Source organism: Geobacillus proteiniphilus (assembly GCF_001908025.1).
Classification (GTDB): Bacteria; Bacillota; Bacilli; order Bacillales; family Anoxybacillaceae; genus Geobacillus; species Geobacillus proteiniphilus.
The window spans coordinates 18,965-37,184 of sequence record NZ_MQMG01000041.1; the positions used below are offsets into that span (position 1 = coordinate 18,965).

Here is an 18,220-nt window from a genome sequence, read left to right on the forward strand (position 1 = left end):
TCCACCACTCCTTGCCTGTCCGATTGATTCTCCTTTCTGATTATAGCACATATGTTCGAATTCGCAAGCGAGGACCGCCCCCGTCGTTCCGTCCTTGAACGCAGAGCGGAAGCTGGTCCGGCCCTCGACTAGAGCATGGACAATAGCTGGTCGGACACTTTTTTCGCATCTTTCGGCGTCCGGCAGATGATTAGTCACGTATCGTCGCCGCAAATCGTGCCGACGATTTCGCTCCAATCCAAATTGTCGAGCAAAACGCCGACGGCATGGGCGTTGCCCGGCAGCGTCCGCAAGACGAGCAAGTTGCCCGTTCCGTCAAGCTTCACAAACACATCAACAAGCGCCCGCTTCAGCTTTTGCAACGGATTGAAGCGCTGGTCGGACGGAAGGCTGTACTTATAGCGGCCATTGGCCATCGGCACTTTGACGAGCTGCATCTCTTTAATGTCGCGCGAGACGGTCGCCTGGGTGACGTTAAAGCCCGCTTCTCTCAGCCGGTCGACGAGCTCGTCTTGCGTTTCAATGTCATGGTTCATAATGATTTCGCGAATTTTAATATGCCTTTGCCCTTTGTTCACATTGCACCACCTCCCCGCTTTTCAAAATGCAGAGCCGCTTGTCCGTCCCGCCGACGCTACTTGCCGCTTGGATCCGCGTTCCTCGCCCGCAAGCGGGCGTGCGCCTCGCTGACAACGTCGGCGACCGATGCTGGCAGTCGGTTTTCTCCTTCCCGGTTCTCTCCAGGATAGACAGCATGAAGCAAAAATTCAATATTGCCGTCACCACCGGTAATCGGCGAATACGACAAATGAAGGACATCGAACCCTTCCGCGCAGGCGAATCGAACGATCGATTCGAGTACTTCCTCGTGAATGTCGGGATCGCGGATGATCCCTTTTTTGCCGACCTTTTCCTTGCCGGCTTCAAACTGCGGCTTGACGAGAGCAATCACATCGCCGCCCGGCACAATGACCGTCTTGACGACCGGCAAAATGAGCCGCAGCGAAATAAACGAGACATCGATGACGGCTACTTCCGGCAGCCCTTTCGTAAACTGATCCGGCGTCACGTAGCGGAAGTTCGTCCGCTCCATCACAACGACGCGCTCGTCTTGACGCAGCTTCCAGGCAAGCTGGTTGTAGCCGACATCGACGGCATACGACAGCTTCGCCCCGTGTTGCAAGGCACAGTCGGTGAAACCGCCGGTCGACGCGCCGATGTCAAGAACAATTTTATTTTCCACGCGAATGTGAAACTCGCGCAACGCTTTTTCCAGTTTCAACCCACCGCGGCTGACGTACGGCAGCGGGTTGCCTTTCACCTCAAGCGGAATGTCAACCGGCACTTTTTCCCCGGGCTTATCGAGTCGAACGTCGTTTGAATAGACAAGCCCGGCCATGATCGCCCGCTTCGCCTTTTCCCGCGTTTCCGCCAGCCCGCGTTCGACAAGCAACACATCGAGCCGTTCTTTTTTTCCTTTCATGTCTCAAGCCCTTTTCTGTTTTCTTGGCACCATCGTTTTGATGCGGTCGATGATATGGGTCGACGTCAGCCCGATTTCATGGAGCAGCTCACTGACGCTTCCATGTTCGATAAAGCGGTCCGGGATGCCCATCCGTTCGATGACCGCTCCGTGATAACCATGATCATGAGCAAACTCCAACACAGCACTGCCAAAGCCGCCTTGCAGCACCGCCTCTTCGACCGTTAAGATCGGCAGGCGGCTCTCAAGCAGTTCGTGAAGCATCGCTTCATCCATCGGTTTCAAAAAGCGAGCGTTGACAACTTTCACCGATACGCCGTCTTTCGCCAGCTCGTCGGCCGCCTTAAGCGCCATCGAAATCGTCGTGCCAAACGTCAAAATCGCCGCATCGCAGCCGTCGCGCAACACTTCCCACGTGCCGATTGGGATTTCTTTCAGCTCCTCATCAAGCGGTACGCCAAGCCCGTTGCCGCGCGGGAAACGCATGGCGATCGGCCCGTCGTCGTAGCGGATGGCGGTGTACACCATGTGCTGTCCTTCGTTTTCGTCTTTTGGCATCATCAACACCAAGTTCGGCACATGGCGCAAAAAGGCGATGTCAAACACCCCTTGGTGCGTTTCGCCGTCCGCCCCGACCAACCCAGCGCGGTCAATGGCGAAAAAGACATTTAAGTTTTGCCGGCATACATCATGGACGACTTGGTCATAGGCGCGCTGCAAAAACGTCGAATAAATGGCCAAAAACGGTTTCATCCCTTGCGTCGCCAATCCAGCCGCAAGCGTTGTCGCGTGCTGCTCGGCGATGCCAACATCAAACATCCGATCGGGGAACTCGCTTGCGAACCCTTCCAGCTTCGAGCCGACCGGCATCGCCGGCGTAATCGCGACGATGCGCGGGTCGGTGCGGGCGAGCCGGCGCACCGTTTCGCTGACAAGCGCGCTCCATGACGGACCGGCCTCTTTCGTTTTGACAAAAGCGCCGGTTTCGATTTTGTACGGCCCTGTGCCGTGCCATGTGCCGACTTTGTCGTTTTCCGCCGGACTGTATCCTTTCCCTTTCTTCGTGATGACATGCACAAGCACCGGACCTTTCATCTTCTTCGCGTAGCGCAAGTTCTCAAGCAAATCCTCAAAATCGTGGCCGTCGACCGGGCCTAAATACGTAAACCCAAGCTCTTCAAAAAAGACGCCGGAGACAAGCAAATATTTCAAGCTGTCTTTCAGCCGCTCGGCGGTCGCCGCCAACTTGCCGCCGACCGCCGGGATGCGCTTGAGCAGCAGCTCCAGTTCGTCTTTCACCCACTGGTATTTGCCGGCGGTGCGCAACCGGCCGAGGATGTTGTGCAACGCGCCGACGTTCGGGGCGATCGACATTTCATTGTCGTTTAAGATGACAATCATATCCGTTTTTTCATGCCCGATATGGTTGAGCGCCTCAAGCGCCATGCCGCCGGTGAGCGCCCCGTCGCCGATAATCGGCACGATGTATTCATCCGTCCCTTTCAAATCACGGGCGATCGCCATTCCCATCGCTGCCGACAGCGACGTCGAGCTATGGCCCGTTTCCCACACGTCATGCTCGCTTTCGCTCCGTTTCGGGAACCCGGACAGCCCCTTGTATTGGCGGAGCGTGTCGAATTCGGCGGCGCGGCCGGTCAAAATTTTATGCACGTATGACTGATGTCCGACATCCCAAATGAGCTTGTCTTTTGGGCTGTCGAACTCGCGGTGGAGGGCGATCGTCAGCTCGACGACCCCTAAATTCGGACCGATATGCCCGCCGGTTTTCGACAGCTTCTCAATTAAAAACCGCCGGATCTCGGCGCTTAACTGTTTCAGCTCAAGGATGGACATGTTTTTGACAACGCGTGGATGGTCAATTTTCGTCAAGTCCAACGAAGATCACTCGCTTTCATTTCGTCGTTTTCCGAGCCGGTTCTCCTCCATCACAGGTAGTATTATTATACATGATCCGGCGCGAAAAATCGACTTTCCCCGCCAACGCAGCCCGTCACCACTAGGACGCGGCTTGTGATGGATATAGAACTTGCGGCGGCCGCCCGCGGAAAACAACCAAAAAAACAAGGCCGCCTCCGCCCCGAAGGAAAGCGAACAACGGGAACAAGAGGCCGCCGCCCCGCATCAATGGTCGCGGACCGCGACAAGCTCGCAAATGTAGGCAAGCGCAGCGCCATCCACCCCAGCCTGCTGCAAATGGCGCTTCGCAGCATCAATATGAAACGTCAGCTTCTCTTTGGCGCCATCAAGCGACAGCAGCGCCGGATACGTCGCTTTCTTGTTGTCGTGGTCGCTGCCGACTCGCTTGCCGATTTTCTCTTCCGTCCCTTCAATGTCCAAAATATCGTCGCGAATTTGAAAGGCGAGGCCTAAATGTGCAGCGAACTCATCAAGCTCGCGCATCCGCCAGTCGTCGGCGCCGCCGAGCAGGGCGCCGGCGTGCACGCTGTATTGCAGCATTTTCCCCGTCTTATGGCGGTGGATGTATTCCAGTTCCGCAAGCGCCAGCGTTTTTCCTTCCGCCTCCATATCAGCCGCCTGTCCAGCGACCATGCCTTCCGGGCCGGCCGCCTTCGCGAGCTGCTCAATGAGCTGCAGCCGGACGGAAGGCGGCACGCAGTCGTCATCAACCTCGGCGATCAATTGAAACGCATACGTAAGCAAGGCGTCCCCGGCCAAAATGGCCATCGCCTCGCCGAACACTTTATGGTTCGTCGGTTTGCCGCGCCGCAAATCATCGTTGTCCATGCTCGGCAAATCATCATGAATGAGCGAGTACGTATGGATCATTTCAATGGCGCAAGCGACCGGCAGGCCAATCGCCGGGTCTTTGCCGAGCGCTTGAATCGTCGCCAACAACAAAAGCGGGCGAATACGTTTGCCGCCGGCCTCAAGCGAGTAGGCCATCGCCTTTTTCAGCGTCTCCGGCCCACGAAGCCGCGCCATATAGGAGGAAAGCGCCGCCTCGACGGCCCGTTTTTGTTCGTTGAGAAACTGTTCAACCGAAAGCTGCGCCACCCGTCACTCCTCCTCCGGCGAAAAAGGGACAAGCTCGCCGTCTTCGCGCAGCATGTACTCCAACTGTTTCTCCACATGCTGCAATTTATCATGGCAAAGCTTGGACAGTTTCATGCCTTCTTGAAAAAAGGCGATCGCCTCCTCAAGCGGCACGTTCCCTTCCTCGAGCTTTTCGACGATTTCCTCCAGTTTTTTCATCGCTTCTTCAAACGTCATCTCTTTTTCTTCGCTCATACGTGTTTTTCCTCCACTCCCGTCACTTGACAATCGACTCGTCCGTCTTGAACTTGAATGAAAAGATGCTCGCCGATTCGAAGCTGGTTCGTTCGTTTCACGAGCTCGCCCTGTTCATTGTACACCAAGCTGTAGCCGCGCTCCATGATGCGAAGCGGACTGAGCGCCTCAAGCCGGGCGAGGTTGGAGCGAAAGCGGAACCGATGGCGCTCCACCGCGGTGCGCATCGCTTTTTCCAGCGCATTGGCGGCCGCCTTTTGCCGTTCTTTCATCCGCTCGAGCTCTGCAGCCGGATGATGCCGCCATAGTCTCATGTCAAGCTCATGCAGCCGCTGGCGATGTTTGTCGACGAGCCGTTCGCGTTGGCGGCCAAGCCGCTCAAGCAACGCATCAAGCTGCTGTTCTTGTTGTTCATAGAGCCGCTTGGGATAGCGGAATGCGTAGGATCCTTGCAGCCGGCGAAGCTGCTCTTTATCAGCGGCAAGCCGCTCTTTCATGGCGCGGATGAGCCGCCATTTCCGCTCGGCGAGCCGCTCAGCCAACTCCCCAACATGCGGCGCCGCCATCTCAGCTGCTGCCGTCGGCGTCGGCGCCCGCAAATCGGCGACAAAGTCGGCGATCGTAAAATCCGTTTCATGGCCGACAGCAGAAATAATTGGAATTTTTGAGGCGAAGATGGCGCGAGCGACGATTTCTTCATTGAACGCCCACAGTTCTTCGATCGAGCCGCCGCCGCGGCCGACAATAAGCACATCAACCCCGCCGAACGCATTCGCCCGCTCGATGGCGCGCACGATCGACAGCGCCGCCCCGTCCCCTTGAACGAGCGCTGGAAACAAAATGACTTTGGCGAGCGGATAGCGGCGGCGAATCGTCGTCATAATATCGCGCACCGCCGCTCCAGTCGGCGATGTGACAACGCCGATGCAGCGAGGGAAGGCCGGAAGCGGCTTTTTATGGACCGGAGAAAACAGCCCTTCCGCCTCGAGCCGCTGCTTCAGCTGTTCGTAGGCTAAATACAGGCTTCCGACGCCTTCCGGCTGCATTTCTTTGACATAAAGCTGATAGTTGCCGTTCGGTTCATAGACGGAAATTTCCCCGCGCGCGAGCACGTTCATCCCATCTTCAGGACGGAACGGCAAATGCTGGTTGTAGCCGGCGAACATGACGGCGGCAATGCGTCCTTGGCTGTCTTTCAACGTAAAATACATATGGCCGCGCGAATGCTGCTTAAAGTTCGAAATCTCGCCCTTCACCCATAGATCGCGCAAATGCGGGTCGACATCGAACTTGCGTTTGATGTACTTCGTCAACGCCCCGACCGTCACATATTTGACTTCCACTGATCCTGCCCTCACTTTGCGGCCAGCTGCCGGGCCGCTTCAATCGTGTTGTGCAAGAGCATCGTAATCGTCATCGGCCCGACTCCGCCCGGCACCGGCGTAATATAGCCAGCCACTTCTTTCACAGCGTCAAAATCGACATCGCCGCACAATTTGCCGTTCTCAAGCCGGTTGACGCCGACGTCGATGACGACCGCCCCGGGCTTGATGTGTTCCGGGCCGATGAGGCGCGCCTTGCCGACAGCGACGATCAAAATGTCAGCCTGTCGAGTGATGGCGGCCAAATCCGGCGTTTTCGAGTGGGTGTAGGTGACCGTGGCATGTTCGCGCAAAAACAGCTGGCCAACCGGCTTGCCGACGATGTTGCTGCGGCCGACGACGACGACGTGCTTGCCGGCGATGTCAATGCCGGCCGATTGCACCATCACTAAAATGCCATGCGGAGTGCACGGGAGAAACGCCCGTTGGCCGATCATCATTTTTCCGACATTGATCGGGTGAAACCCATCGACATCTTTTTCCGGTGCAATCGTTTCAATGACCGACCATTCGCGAATGTGATCCGGCAGCGGCAGCTGCACTAAAATGCCGTGCACCGCCGGATCGGCGTTTAACTCGCGGATTTTCGCAAGCAGCGTCTCCTCCTCGGTCGCCGCCGGAAACGTGTAAAGAAAGGAGCGAATGCCGACTTCAGCGCACGCCTTTTGTTTCCCTTTTACATACGAATGCGACGCCGGATCGTCGCCGACTAGAATGACGGCCAGCCCCGGCTCAACGCCGTCCGCTTTCAACTGTGCGGCTTCATCCGCCAATGCGGTGCGAATGGTTCTCGCCATCTCCGTTCCGCTAATGATTTGTGCTGTCATCGTGTTTCGTTCCCCTCTCCTCGTTCATCGTTCGATATCAGCCCGCGATGCAGCCGGTTTTATTTTTGCAGCGCCGCTTTCACTTTCGAAAGCACGCCGTTTATAAAACTTCCGGATTTCCAATCGCCGAATTTTTTCGCCAGCTCGACCGCCTCATCGAGGCTGACGCTCACCGGCACATCATCGGCGTATTTCATCTCGTACGTCGCCATGCGCAAAATGGCGCGGTCAACGTTGGCGACGCGTTCAAGCGTCCATTTTTCCAAATTGGCGCGCAACAGCTCGTCAATCTCCTCCTGGTGCTCAACGACGCCAAAGACGAGCCGGCGCAAAAACGGGTCGATGTCGCCGCCGCCCGTGACATTGTGGAGCGCCTCGTCTGGAGGAATGCGTCCGACATCGATTTGAAACAGCGCCTGCAATGCCTTTTCCCGTGCTTCATGCCGCTTCATGGCGGTCCCCCTTTCCAAAAAACGAACATTCACAATGAAATCATATCATATTTTTCGGAAAAAACCAGCCTTTTCCCACAAATCATTCGCGCTGGCGTTGGCTGCGCCAACGGCCTCGTTCATTACAATAACAAACTTTGGCCAAAAAAACAAAAAGGCCGCTGCCGAAAAAGCAGCTGCCTTGCGAGATCACTGTTCGACCACGCCTTGTTCCTGCTTGCCGCCCTCAAACTGGATGCCGACGATATGAACGTTCACTTCGCTCGCCTCGAGGCCGGTCATGTTCCAAAGCGCCTGGCGCACGTTTTCCTGCACCTTTTTCGCTACGTTGGGAATCGATGCGCCAAACTGGACGAGGCAATAAAGATCGATGACGACGCCGTCGTCGCGCAAATCAACCTTGACGCCTTTGCCATGGTGTTTCTTTCCAAACCGTTCGGCGACTCCGGCGGCGAAATTGCCGCGCATTTGCGCGATGCCGTCGACTTCCGACGCCGCGATGCCAGCGATCACCTCAATCACTTCCGGTGCAATTTCCACCCTGCCGAGCGCCGGGTACGCTTGCTCTGTTTCAAAGACATGCTCAGACATAAGGCACCTCCTATTCTGCCTTCATAATATCATATAACTCCAAAAACTTCGTATTAAACTCGCCGCTTTGAAATTTCTCATGCTCCATTAATTTTATGTGGAACGGAATCGTCGTATGAATGCCTTCGATGATAAACTCCGAAAGCGCCCGTCTCATGCGGGCGATCGCTTCCGCACGCGTCGGTGCATGGACGATCAATTTGGCGATCATCGAATCATAATACGGCGGAATCGTATAGCCTGGATAGGCGGCGGAATCCACCCGAACGCCCGGGCCGCCCGGCGGCAGGTACATGGCGATTTTCCCCGGTGACGGCATAAAGTTTTTCGCTGGATTTTCGGCGTTGATCCGGCACTCGATCGCCCAGCCGTTAAACGTGACGTCATCTTGGGTGATCGACAGCTTTTCGCCGGCGGCGATGCGGATTTGCTCCTTGACCAAATCGACGCCGGTGATCAGTTCGGTGACCGGATGCTCGACCTGAATGCGCGTATTCATCTCCATGAAGTAAAATTGCTTGTTCCGGTGGTCATAAATAAATTCAACCGTGCCGGCGCCGGTGTAGTTGACCGCTTTCGCCGCCTTGACCGCCGCCTCGCCCATCTTCCGGCGCATCTCGTCGTCAAGCGCCGGCGACGGCGCTTCCTCGACCAGTTTTTGCAGCCGGCGCTGGATCGAGCAGTCGCGCTCGCCCAAATGGATCGTATTGCCGTATGAATCGGCGAGCACTTGAATTTCAACATGGCGGAAATCTTCGATATATTTTTCAATATAGACGCCCGGGTTGCCAAACGCCGTCGCCGCTTCCTGCTGGGTGATGTTGATGCCTTTGATCAACTCTTGTTCGTCGCGGGCGACGCGGATCCCTTTCCCGCCGCCGCCGGCCGTCGCTTTAATGATGACCGGATAGCCGATCTCTTCGGCAATCGCCCGCGCCTCATCAAGGCTTTCGATGACCCCGCGCGACCCGGGCACGATCGGCACCCCCGCCTCGCGCATCGTCTCGCGGGCGATGTCTTTAATGCCCATTTTTGCAATCGCTTCCGGACTTGGGCCGATAAATGTTACGTTGCATTCGCGGCACAGCTCGGCGAACGCTTCATTCTCCGCTAAAAACCCGTAACCAGGGTGGATGGCGTCACAGCCGGTCAGCGTGGCGACGCTCATAATGTTTGTGAAATTTAAATAGCTGTCTTTCGAAGCGGTCGGCCCGATGCAGTACGCCTCATCAGCCAGCTGCACGTGCAAAGCGTCGCGGTCGGCTTGCGAAAAGACAGCGACCGTCTCAATCCCAAGCTCGCGGCAGGCGCGGATGATGCGGACGGCGATTTCCCCGCGGTTCGCCACCAACACTTTTTTGATCATCGTCCGTTCTCTCCCTTATTCAGGCTTGACTAAAAACAACGGCTGGCCATATTCGACGAGCTGGCCGTTTTGCACCAGCACCTCGACAATTTCGCCATCGACTTCCGCTTCAATTTCATTAAACAGCTTCATCGCCTCGATGATGCAAACGACCGTATCTTTTTTCACTTTGTCGCCTGGCTTCACATACGGCGGCTTGTCCGGCGCCGGCGCTGCGTAGAACGTGCCGACCATCGGCGAAGTAATTTGATGCAAGTTGCCTTCAACAGCCGGCTTCGCTTCTTTGGCCGCCGGCGTTTCCGCCTTCGGCGCCGGCGCTTCCGAGGCCGCCGCTTGAACAGGGGCAGTTGCCGGAGCCGGTTCGACCGCTGCCGGAGCGGCAGGCGCCGGCTGTACGACCGCCGTCTGTGCGGCCGCGGCCGACGCAACGGCAACAGCAGCCGTTCCTTTTTTCATATGTACTTTTGTTTCGCCTTGTTCGTACACGAATTCGTCGATCGAGGACTGGTCGACCAAGCGGATCAATTCACGGATTTCTTGAATTTTCATCGATCTCACACCTTTCTCCAAGTATCGTGGCCCGTTCCTAGCAGGCGGTGCTCAAACGTGTTCATAACGATTATACACACAATCGTAGGACAAACAAAAGACTTTTCCGCAAAAAAGAAGCTGCCCTAAAGAGCAGCGCGTTCATCCAGCCGGCTGAAACTCAACCGTCACGTATTCAGCATCGGGTATTTCTTTTTTCACCATATGAATGACTTCGTTCGCCGATTTGGCTGAGCTTTGTTTCGCTTTGATCGTCACGCGCACTTGGTTGTCATCGGCGCGCACGAGCACGTCTTCATAACCGCCTTTTGATTTGATGAGCGTCTCCAACGTCGCTTCTTTTTCGGACAATGCTTGCAATTTTTCCATTTTGTCGAGCGCTTCATTTTTTTCTTCCGCCGTCGCGTTCGCTGAAGCGACAATGGCGTTCAGCTCATCGCGCAGCCGGCTCCGTTCATCCTCAATTTTCATGCGCAGCGCCGTAAACAAGTCGTCGCCCGTTTCGCCAGACGCGGACGGCTTTTTCGCCTCTTCGACAGCGACGCTCGGCTGATCGTTTGTTTTTTCCGTTTTCTCGTTGGCGGTAAATGCCGGACTGTCGTTCATATTTTTTGGCGCAGTCACATAATAGACCGACAGCACAACGACCAAGCTCAACATCGTTAGCAGCCATACGGTTTGTTTTTTCAACATGCCGATCTCCTCCCCTTACCCGGTCATTTTTTCGGCAAGACAGCGACGCGGTAGCTCGGAACGTTTAACACGCGCGTCACCGCCTCGACGATCCATTTTTTGATTTGCAAATTGTCCGCCCCTTTGGCGACAACGAGCACGCCGCGGATGTCCGGCTTTTTCGTGGCGACGACAAGCGGCGTTTCTTCTTCGCCGTTATGAATAATGATGACTTCTTCATTGGTCGACTCGTTTTCGATCGTCCGCTTCCCGCCTTCCTTGTCGCTCTCTTCCGTTGTCTGCTGCTGGGTCGAACGCTTTTTCTCATACAGTTTCAACTCCGTGGAATCGAGATTGACGACGACAGTGACATCATCGACCCCTTCGATCGCCTCAAGCGCGGCTTTCAGTTCTTTTTCGTACCGCTCCTCATAGGCGGCGATCACTTTCTCTTTCGTCTCCTTGCTTGCCAGGAACGCCGGCTCGGCTGGAGCGGACGGCTGCCCGGCGGAAGGCTTCGCTTCGGCTTCCTCTCCACTGTTTGCCCAATGGCTTGCCGCCATCAAGGCGACGCCGGCCAACAGCAGGACGACGACGTACGAAAACGGCCATTTTTTCTGTGCTCCTTCCCCGTCTTTCGGCGCTGAAGAAAAGAGCCGTTTGATGAGCGGCAACATCCCCCCTCTATTCCCTCCCCCTAAATTGCACGTCAATTTTATCTTCATCGATTTCCCATCGGCCGGCGAGAAAAGCGCGCACCTCCTCTGCCAGCGAAGCATCGCCCTCCGGCAAAGCCGGCGGCTTCGTCGTATCGATGACAACCGGTTCCACCGAACCGGCTGACTTCTGTTTCGAAAGGACGACCTCAATCGTCTTGATGTCATCCGGCATGCGCCAGTCGTCGCCTGGCTTGGCGTAAACGTTGACATCCGCTTTCAGCCCATACTTTTCCATCAACTCCTCATTGACATCGTTTTCGAGCTGGACAGCCATTTGTTTTAAAATATATGCGCGTTGCGAGGCTTGTATTTCTTTTTTCTGCTGTTCGATTTGATTTTTTATCGCCTCTTCCCCCTCACGGCCGTTGGAAAAATGAACGAACGCCGACGCGACGAGCTGCTCGGGATCAACGGAAGCGAGCCGGAGCACCGGGGCGAGCATCACAAGAACGAGCATAAGCCCGACAGCCATTTTAACGTATTTTTGCATCGTCCCCGACGGCAGCAAAAAATCGATGATGACAGCAAACAACAAAAACAAAATGATGTTTGTCACCCACTCAATGACTAGCTGCATAGCGCTCCCCCTAGCGGACCATCATCGTAATGTTCCCGGCCATCACCATGACGGTGAGGCTTAAGAAAAACATGAGCGACACAATGAGCAGCGCCGCCAGCACGTAGGCGATGCTTTTGCTGATGATGTTGAGGCAGGACAATACCGGTCCGCCGCCAAGCGGCTGCAGAAGAGCAGCCGATAGTTTGTAGACGATGACGATGGCGAAAATTTTCACCGCTGGAAAGATGGCGATCATTAACAAAATCGCCGCCCCGACCAACCCGACCGTATTTTTCAACAGCATGGAAGCGGCGACGACCGTATCGGCGGCATCGGTGAACAGCTTGCCGACGACCGGGATGAAATTGCCGGTGACAAATTTCGCCGCCCGGAGCGCCACGCCGTCAGCCACGGCCGCTGTCGCTCCTCGCACGGACATGACGCCAAGGAACACGGTCAAAATGAGGCCGAGCAAACCAAGGGCGGCTTTGTTGAGCAAATCGGCGAGCTGAGTCGCCTTGTAACGGTCGCTGAGCGTGCTGACGACAGAAAGCAACGCGGCCAGAAGCAAAAGCGGCAAGGTGACGTATTCAACGACCGTGCCGGTGGTGTTCATCACAAACAAAATGATCGGGTGGAAAAACGCCGCCGACGCGACCCCGCCGGAAGTGGCGAGCAGGGCGAGCAGCAGCGGAACGAGGGCGATGATGAAATGGCTCATCGTCCGCACCGCCTCAAGCGCATAATCCGCCGCGAGGCGAAAGCTGTTTAAGGCTATCAACAAGAGCACCATATAAACGACCGCCTGGGCGATTTTGCTTACTTCCTGCTGAGCGAATGCATTTTGCAGCGATTGCAGCACCGTGCTGAAGACAGCAAGCAAAATGAGCGTGCCGAGCAGTTTGCCGTTCACCTGCAGTTCATAAAACAAATAGCGGGCGAGCGCCTTCAGCCATTCGGCCGGCGACCATTGCTTGTCGCCGCTTAAAAAATCGGTGAGCGGCCCTTTCTCGCTTTCCGGCAAAAACCCGCCATACTCGCTGACGATCGTTTCCCAATAGCGGCGGATATCGCTCACATCGAGCTGAGCGAGCTGCTCGCTGACCGACGGTCCATCGCTTGCGGCTTGTACGACCAACGGACAAAAAAAGAGAGAAAGCAGCCCGACAATAAGGAACGCTGTTCGCTTCAATCCGTTCCCCCCTTTAGCGCGCCGACGGGATGAGGCCGATGACCGCTTCGATGATCGCGGTTAAAATCGGAACAGCCAGCGCCAAAATGACGATTTTGCCGCCGAGCTCAATTTTGGCGGCGATCGCCCCTTGGCCGGCGTCTTTGGAAATTTGCGCGGCGAACTCGGCAATGTAGGCAATGCCGATGATTTTCAGCATCGTCTCTAAATACACCATCTGAATATGGGCGCCTTCGGCCATTTTTCGCAACATCGCCAAAATGTTGCTGATTTGATCGACCAACAACAGAAAAATGGTGCAGCCGACAAACACGGTCAACAAAAAGGCCAGATTCGACTTTTGCTCTTGCAGCAACACGACCAAAAACGTCGCGATCAACCCGAGGCCGACGATTTGCAAAATGTCAATGGCCGATCCCTCCTACCCGCGGAACAAAAAGACATCCTTGATTTTTTGGAACAAGTCGCTGACGATGGAAGCGACCATAAACAAAATATAAATAAAGCCGAGCAGCGTCACCCATTGGGCGTATTCTTTCCTCCCCATCTGATCGAGCACCGTATGCAAAAACGCGATGACGATGCCGACGCCGGCGATTTTCAAAATGAGATCGACATCGATGCCCATTATTCTGCCTCCTGTCTACATGAGTAAAATGACGAGCAGCAGGCCGGCCAACACGCCTAAACTTTTCGCCATCTTGGCGTAGCGCGCCTGGTTGTCTAGCGCTTCCGCTTCCTCCCGCTCAAGATGGGCGAGCGCCAGCGCGATTTGCCTTTGCTGGGTGAGCCGGTCGTATTGGCCAAGCGTGGCGCCAAATTGTTTCATCACTTCAAACTCCCCTTGCTTTAGAGCGGTTTTTCCCCATACGGCCCGCAAGCTTTTTTCCCATGCCTCGGCGGCGCTCGTTTCTTCTGTGCATAACGCAGCGGCAAACCGCTTGAACAGCTCGGACAGCGGGGCGGTCGTTTGCCGGGCGAGATGCATAGCGGCGTCGGCAAGCGGCGTATGGCCGTACATCACTTCCGCCTCAAGCGCCCTTAGCGCCGCTTTCAGCTGGCGGAGCTGGCGCGGCCGCTCATGCAAAACGCGGGCGGCGGCAAACCCAAGCCATGTTGAGGCGGAGAGAATCAACAGAGCGCCAAACCATTTCATTGATGGACCACCGCCCGTTCATACAGCACCGTTCCGCCGGCGTCGAGAATGCGCCGGATTGAGCCGGGATGGGGGATGTTCGTCAGCTCAATAAACCGTTCAAACACCTTTTGTTCCATCACCGGGCCGAGCGTCGGACGCTGCCAGACGTCTTGGATGTTGCGGCCGTGCACAGTCGTCCATACAGAGACGCCAGCATTGGCCGCTTCAAGCACTGCCTCGCTGTCCTCCTCACGCCCGATTTCGTCGACAACCATGACATCAGGGCTCATTGAACGGATCATCATCATCATCCCTTCCGCTTTCGGGCAAGCGTCCAACACGTCAAGGCGCGGACCGAACGAAAACTGAGGAATCCCTTTCACACAGCCAGCGATTTCCGACCGTTCGTCAACAATCGCCACCTTTTGCGCCGGAATGCGCCCCATCCCGCTGCTAATCAAGCGCGCCGCATCGCGCAGGAGTGTCGTTTTTCCCGTCTGCGGCGAGCCGATGATCATCGTATGACGCCAGCGGCCGTCGTACACATACGGAATCAGCGGCTCGGCGATGCCGATCTGTTCCTTGGCGATGCGAATGTTAAACGAGGAAACATCGCGAATCGCTTTCACCTTGCCCCCTTCAGTAACGACTTTGCCGGCCAGCCCAACGCGATGCCCTCCCTCAATCGTCATAAATCCGCGCTTCAGCTCTTCTTCGACGGCATAGATCGAATAATGGCTCAATTTGTTGAGCAAATGCACACCGTCTTCTTTCGTCACTTCATACGGCAGCAACCGAGCCGTTCCGTCGACGATCACCTCAAGCGGCCGGGAGACGCGGATGCGGATTTCTTCAATTCCGTGGCGGCATGAAGGAAGATGGTGCTGCAATGCGGCGGCGACCGTTTTCGGCAAAATTCCCCACACCGCTTCCATGGCCCTCCCCCTTTTCTTGTGGACTAGTTCATATGTATGGGCGGAATGCGCCGTTTATGCCTTACTTGTAAATCGCGAACAAAATGAGCGCTATCCCGAGCGCCACAAGCCCAAGCCGGGAAAACGAGAGCTCGTCCGCAAGCGAAAGCAGTCCAATCGCCATGGTCACCATCATGACGGTTGGACCGACGACAGCGAGCACCGCGTTAACGGCAAGCGCTTTTTTCACGTCATTGAACACAAGCATCAACAGCGCCGCGCTCAGTTCAATGAACGCGGACACCATCCGCATGCCAGCCATGGCCATAACAGACGGGTCGATCGATCGCAGCCAATGTTTCATGTTCCCCTCCTGTTTTGCCAAATGGGATCGATTAGTACAAACGTATGCGAAAACAAGCCGTTTCAGAAGAAGTTTTTACTGAGGAAAACGATGGGGGAGAGCAAAACGGCGCCCATTTTGCGCATAAAAAAACACCGCCCCGGAAGGTGTCCGAGACGGTGCCTGTCGGGCTTGCGCTTACGCCCGCGAAACGTACGTGCCGTCGGCCGTATTAATGATGAGCGTGTCGCCTTCGTTGACGAAAAACGGCACTTGAACGACAAGGCCAGTTTCGAGCTTCGCCGGCTTCGAACCGCCAGAAGCGGTGTCACCTTTAATGCCCGGCTCTGTTTCGACGACTTTCAGCTCAACGGTGTTCGGCAGCTCGACGCCGATCGTTTCGCCTTGGTACATCATAATAAATACTTCCATATTCTCTTTCAAGAACTTCAGTTCATGCTCGATTTGTTTCGCCGGCAGCTCGATTTGTTCGTACGTTTCCATATCCATAAAAACGTGTTGGTCGCCGTTGGCGTACAAATATTGCATTTTGCGTGTGTCGATTTGCGCCCGGTTCACTTTTTCGCCGGCGCGGAACGTCCGCTCCTGAATGGCGCCGGTGCGCAAATTGCGCAGCTTCGAACGGACGAACGCCGCCCCCTTGCCCGGCTTGACGTGCTGGAATTCAAGGACGCGCCAAATCTCGCCGTCCACCTCAATCGTAAGTCCTGTGCGAAAATCGTTGACTGAAATCATTAGCCGAAATCCTCCTCACGCAATCCATTATAAAATGATCAGTTCTTTTGGCGAATGGGTGAGCGCTTCGTTCCCGTCAGCAGTGATGACCGTATCGTCCTCGATGCGCACCCCGCCAAGCCCCGGGATGTAAATGCCCGGCTCGACGGTGACAACCATGCCTGGCTCAAGCACGACATCCGAACGGAACGAAAGCGTCGGCCCTTCGTGAATTTCCAATCCAATCCCATGGCCGGTCGAATGGCCGAAATAGTCGCCATACCCTTTTTCGCGGATGTAATCGCGCGTGAGCGCATCGGCTTCCTTGCCGGTCATGCCTGCCTTGAGCCCGTTCATGCCTCGTTGCTGCGCTTCAAGAACGATGTCATAGATCGTCCGCAGCTCCGCGCTAATGGCGCCGACAGCGACCGTTCTCGTAATATCGGAACAATACCCTTTATAGTAAGCCCCGAAATCAAGCGTGACGAGCTCGCCGCGCTCGATCGTTTTCTCTGACGCCACCCCGTGCGGCAGCGCCGAACGGTAGCCGGAGGCAACGATCGTATCAAAGGAGGACGAAGACGCCCCTTGTTTGCGCATAAAAAATTCTAGCTCATTCGCCACTTCGATTTCTTTAACGCCTGGACGGATGAACGACAAAATGTGCGAAAACGCCGCATCGGCGATTTCTGCTGCTTCCTTTAATATCTTAATCTCTGCCTCTGACTTAATCAAGCGCAATTTTTCCACGAGCCAAGACGTCGGCACAAGTTCAGCGCGGATGGCTTCTTCATACGACTTATATGCTGCATAGGTGACATGTTCTTGCTCAAAGCCAAGCCTCTTGATGCCAAGTCGCTTCACCTGATTGGCGATTTCTTCGATAATCGGCCCGCTGTGCTGGACGACTTCAAACCCTTGGGCTTGCCTCGATGCTTGTTCGACGTAGCGGAAGTCCGTAATCAACACCGCCCCTTGACGGCTGACAAGTACAGCGCCGGCCGTGCCAGTAAACCCGGTCAAATAGCGGCGGTTGTAGCCGTTTGTTACTAACAGCCCGTCGATATGCTGCTCGTCAAGAAGCTCCCGAAGCTTTTCCAGCTTTTCCATGTTCCCGTCTCCTCTTCCCAGAAAATGTACTCCCCCTGCCGCCGGCAACAGGAACAGAAAATCGTTGTGGCCAAGGCGACACAAGCGGCCTTATATAGGCGCGCCGGTTTTACGCAACGTCCGCCATGATGCGAAAGGCATGCCAAAACTTCCTTTAAATTTTACCATAAAGGTGACGGTTTCCGCCAGGCGTCCGCTTGACACTTGCTTTCAGGGCCAAAATGCGGCGTCAGCTTCCTTCGTTCGCCGCCTCCTTCCCCGAGCTTGAGGACAGCCGATTCATTTCTTGTGTTTCGAACGAGATGGAATAGCCGACAAACACGCCGTATAAAATGTACAAACAAAGCGTCGTCACGATCGTATTGATTTCCAAGTCGGCCACCGGCTGAACGTTTGGAAACAGGGGATTAAACAAATAAAAAACAATCATCCAAAGCGCAGCGCCGTATAAAATCCCAGCCCACATGCCGCAGATGTTTCGCAACAACGCGTAATACAAAAGCGCCGCCGCAATGGAAATGATGCCGATCAGCACGATGGCCGCATAATTGCCGGCTTTCCCATATTTCCAGTCCCCGGCAACCCACGGGATGAGAAACATGTTCGGACTGATTTCACTGAAATGGAAAAATAGGACAAATAGCCGATCAAACTCCAAAACACCCCGCCGACAAACCCGATGATGATCGTTTTTTGTATGAGCGTCATCGGCCGCTCCGTCTTCTCTTGCTCGAGCTTCCCTTTTTGTTCCGCCATCATCGTGCACCTCCTTGTCTGTTAGTATGACCGAAAGCCGACCGTCCCATGAATCAAGCGAAAAAAATGACCGCTCTTGTGTAAATCATGGATTTTTTGGAAATCATAATAGTAGCATCAACCTAGAGGTTTCCGGATGTTTCTTGTAGAATAAAATAATAA

21 protein-coding genes and 2 pseudogenes are annotated in these 18,220 nt (G+C 55.3%); all 23 read right to left on the reverse strand.

The features are described from left to right. Positions 1–128: 128 nt before the first annotated feature. A pseudogene (gene ahrC / locus BRO54_RS13570) lies at positions 129–578 on the reverse strand (transcriptional regulator AhrC/ArgR). Between the two features lie 56 nt (positions 579–634). After that, positions 635–1,483, reverse strand: coding sequence for a TlyA family RNA methyltransferase (locus tag BRO54_RS13575; protein WP_074044291.1), 849 nt, complete (start codon positions 1,481–1,483; stop codon positions 635–637). 3 nt (positions 1,484–1,486) lie between these two features. After that, positions 1,487–3,379, reverse strand: coding sequence for a 1-deoxy-D-xylulose-5-phosphate synthase (gene dxs, locus BRO54_RS13580; protein ID WP_074044292.1), 1,893 nt, complete (start codon positions 3,377–3,379; stop codon positions 1,487–1,489). Between the two features lie 246 nt (positions 3,380–3,625). Beyond that, a complete protein-coding gene (locus BRO54_RS13585) occupies positions 3,626–4,519 on the reverse strand; it encodes a polyprenyl synthetase family protein (RefSeq protein ID WP_074044293.1) in 894 nt (297 codons plus the stop codon). A gap of 3 nt (positions 4,520–4,522) precedes the next feature. Then, positions 4,523–4,753 carry an exodeoxyribonuclease VII small subunit gene (locus BRO54_RS13590; RefSeq protein ID WP_012820585.1) on the reverse strand — a complete coding sequence of 77 codons (231 nt, stop codon included), beginning with the start codon at positions 4,751–4,753 and terminating at the stop codon, positions 4,523–4,525. Continuing rightward, positions 4,750–6,096: an exodeoxyribonuclease VII large subunit gene (gene xseA / locus BRO54_RS13595; protein ID WP_074044294.1), complete on the reverse strand. Its 1,347-nt coding sequence runs from the start codon at positions 6,094–6,096 to the stop codon at positions 4,750–4,752. Before xseA ends, BRO54_RS13590 begins: the two co-directional genes overlap by 4 nt. A gap of 11 nt (positions 6,097–6,107) precedes the next feature. Beyond that, the gene (gene folD, locus BRO54_RS13600; RefSeq protein ID WP_074044295.1) at positions 6,108–6,962 is read right to left on the reverse strand and encodes a bifunctional methylenetetrahydrofolate dehydrogenase/methenyltetrahydrofolate cyclohydrolase FolD; all 855 of its coding nucleotides are present in this window, start codon (positions 6,960–6,962) and stop codon (positions 6,108–6,110) included. Between the two features lie 59 nt (positions 6,963–7,021). Further along, entirely contained in the window at positions 7,022–7,414 is a 393-nt protein-coding gene (nusB, locus tag BRO54_RS13605) for a transcription antitermination factor NusB (protein WP_074044296.1), read from the reverse strand. 189 nt (positions 7,415–7,603) lie between these two features. Beyond that, positions 7,604–8,005, reverse strand: coding sequence for an Asp23/Gls24 family envelope stress response protein (locus BRO54_RS13610; RefSeq protein ID WP_074044297.1), 402 nt, complete (start codon positions 8,003–8,005; stop codon positions 7,604–7,606). 10 nt (positions 8,006–8,015) lie between these two features. Then, entirely contained in the window at positions 8,016–9,371 is a 1,356-nt protein-coding gene (gene accC, locus BRO54_RS13615) for an acetyl-CoA carboxylase biotin carboxylase subunit (RefSeq protein ID WP_074044298.1), read from the reverse strand. Between the two features lie 15 nt (positions 9,372–9,386). Beyond that, positions 9,387–9,920 carry an acetyl-CoA carboxylase biotin carboxyl carrier protein gene (gene accB / locus BRO54_RS13620; protein ID WP_074044299.1) on the reverse strand — a complete coding sequence of 178 codons (534 nt, stop codon included), beginning with the start codon at positions 9,918–9,920 and terminating at the stop codon, positions 9,387–9,389. A 141-nt stretch (positions 9,921–10,061) separates the two neighbouring features. Beyond that, positions 10,062–10,613, reverse strand: coding sequence for a SpoIIIAH-like family protein (locus tag BRO54_RS13625; RefSeq protein WP_074044300.1), 552 nt, complete (start codon positions 10,611–10,613; stop codon positions 10,062–10,064). A 23-nt stretch (positions 10,614–10,636) separates the two neighbouring features. After that, a complete protein-coding gene (spoIIIAG, locus tag BRO54_RS13630) occupies positions 10,637–11,269 on the reverse strand; it encodes a stage III sporulation protein AG (protein ID WP_011231884.1) in 633 nt (210 codons plus the stop codon). A gap of 7 nt (positions 11,270–11,276) precedes the next feature. Continuing rightward, on the reverse strand, positions 11,277–11,888 hold the full coding sequence (spoIIIAF, locus tag BRO54_RS13635; protein ID WP_074044301.1) for a stage III sporulation protein AF: 612 nt from the start codon (positions 11,886–11,888) through the stop codon (positions 11,277–11,279). Between the two features lie 10 nt (positions 11,889–11,898). Then, positions 11,899–13,062 (reverse strand): stage III sporulation protein AE, encoded by a 1,164-nt coding sequence (spoIIIAE, locus tag BRO54_RS13640; RefSeq protein WP_074044302.1) that lies wholly within the window; start codon positions 13,060–13,062, stop codon positions 11,899–11,901. A gap of 13 nt (positions 13,063–13,075) precedes the next feature. Then, positions 13,076–13,462 (reverse strand): stage III sporulation protein AD, encoded by a 387-nt coding sequence (spoIIIAD, locus tag BRO54_RS13645; RefSeq protein WP_074044303.1) that lies wholly within the window; start codon positions 13,460–13,462, stop codon positions 13,076–13,078. 21 nt (positions 13,463–13,483) lie between these two features. Continuing rightward, positions 13,484–13,690: a stage III sporulation protein AC gene (gene spoIIIAC / locus BRO54_RS13650; protein ID WP_011231888.1), complete on the reverse strand. Its 207-nt coding sequence runs from the start codon at positions 13,688–13,690 to the stop codon at positions 13,484–13,486. 15 nt (positions 13,691–13,705) lie between these two features. Further along, a complete protein-coding gene (gene spoIIIAB, locus BRO54_RS13655; RefSeq protein ID WP_074044304.1) occupies positions 13,706–14,218 on the reverse strand; it encodes a stage III sporulation protein SpoIIIAB in 513 nt (170 codons plus the stop codon). Further along, positions 14,215–15,135: a stage III sporulation protein AA gene (gene spoIIIAA / locus BRO54_RS13660; protein ID WP_074044305.1), complete on the reverse strand. Its 921-nt coding sequence runs from the start codon at positions 15,133–15,135 to the stop codon at positions 14,215–14,217. The genes spoIIIAB and spoIIIAA overlap by 4 nt, the downstream gene beginning before the upstream one ends. Before the next feature lie 61 nt (positions 15,136–15,196). Next, positions 15,197–15,478 (reverse strand): YqhV family protein, encoded by a 282-nt coding sequence (locus tag BRO54_RS13665; RefSeq protein WP_074044306.1) that lies wholly within the window; start codon positions 15,476–15,478, stop codon positions 15,197–15,199. 177 nt (positions 15,479–15,655) lie between these two features. After that, positions 15,656–16,213 (reverse strand): elongation factor P, encoded by a 558-nt coding sequence (efp, locus tag BRO54_RS13670; protein ID WP_011231892.1) that lies wholly within the window; start codon positions 16,211–16,213, stop codon positions 15,656–15,658. A gap of 27 nt (positions 16,214–16,240) precedes the next feature. Further along, positions 16,241–17,302 (reverse strand): M24 family metallopeptidase, encoded by a 1,062-nt coding sequence (locus BRO54_RS13675; protein WP_074044307.1) that lies wholly within the window; start codon positions 17,300–17,302, stop codon positions 16,241–16,243. 229 nt (positions 17,303–17,531) lie between these two features. After that, positions 17,532–18,061: pseudogene (locus BRO54_RS13680) on the reverse strand (YqhR family membrane protein). Positions 18,062–18,220 lie beyond the last annotated feature (159 nt).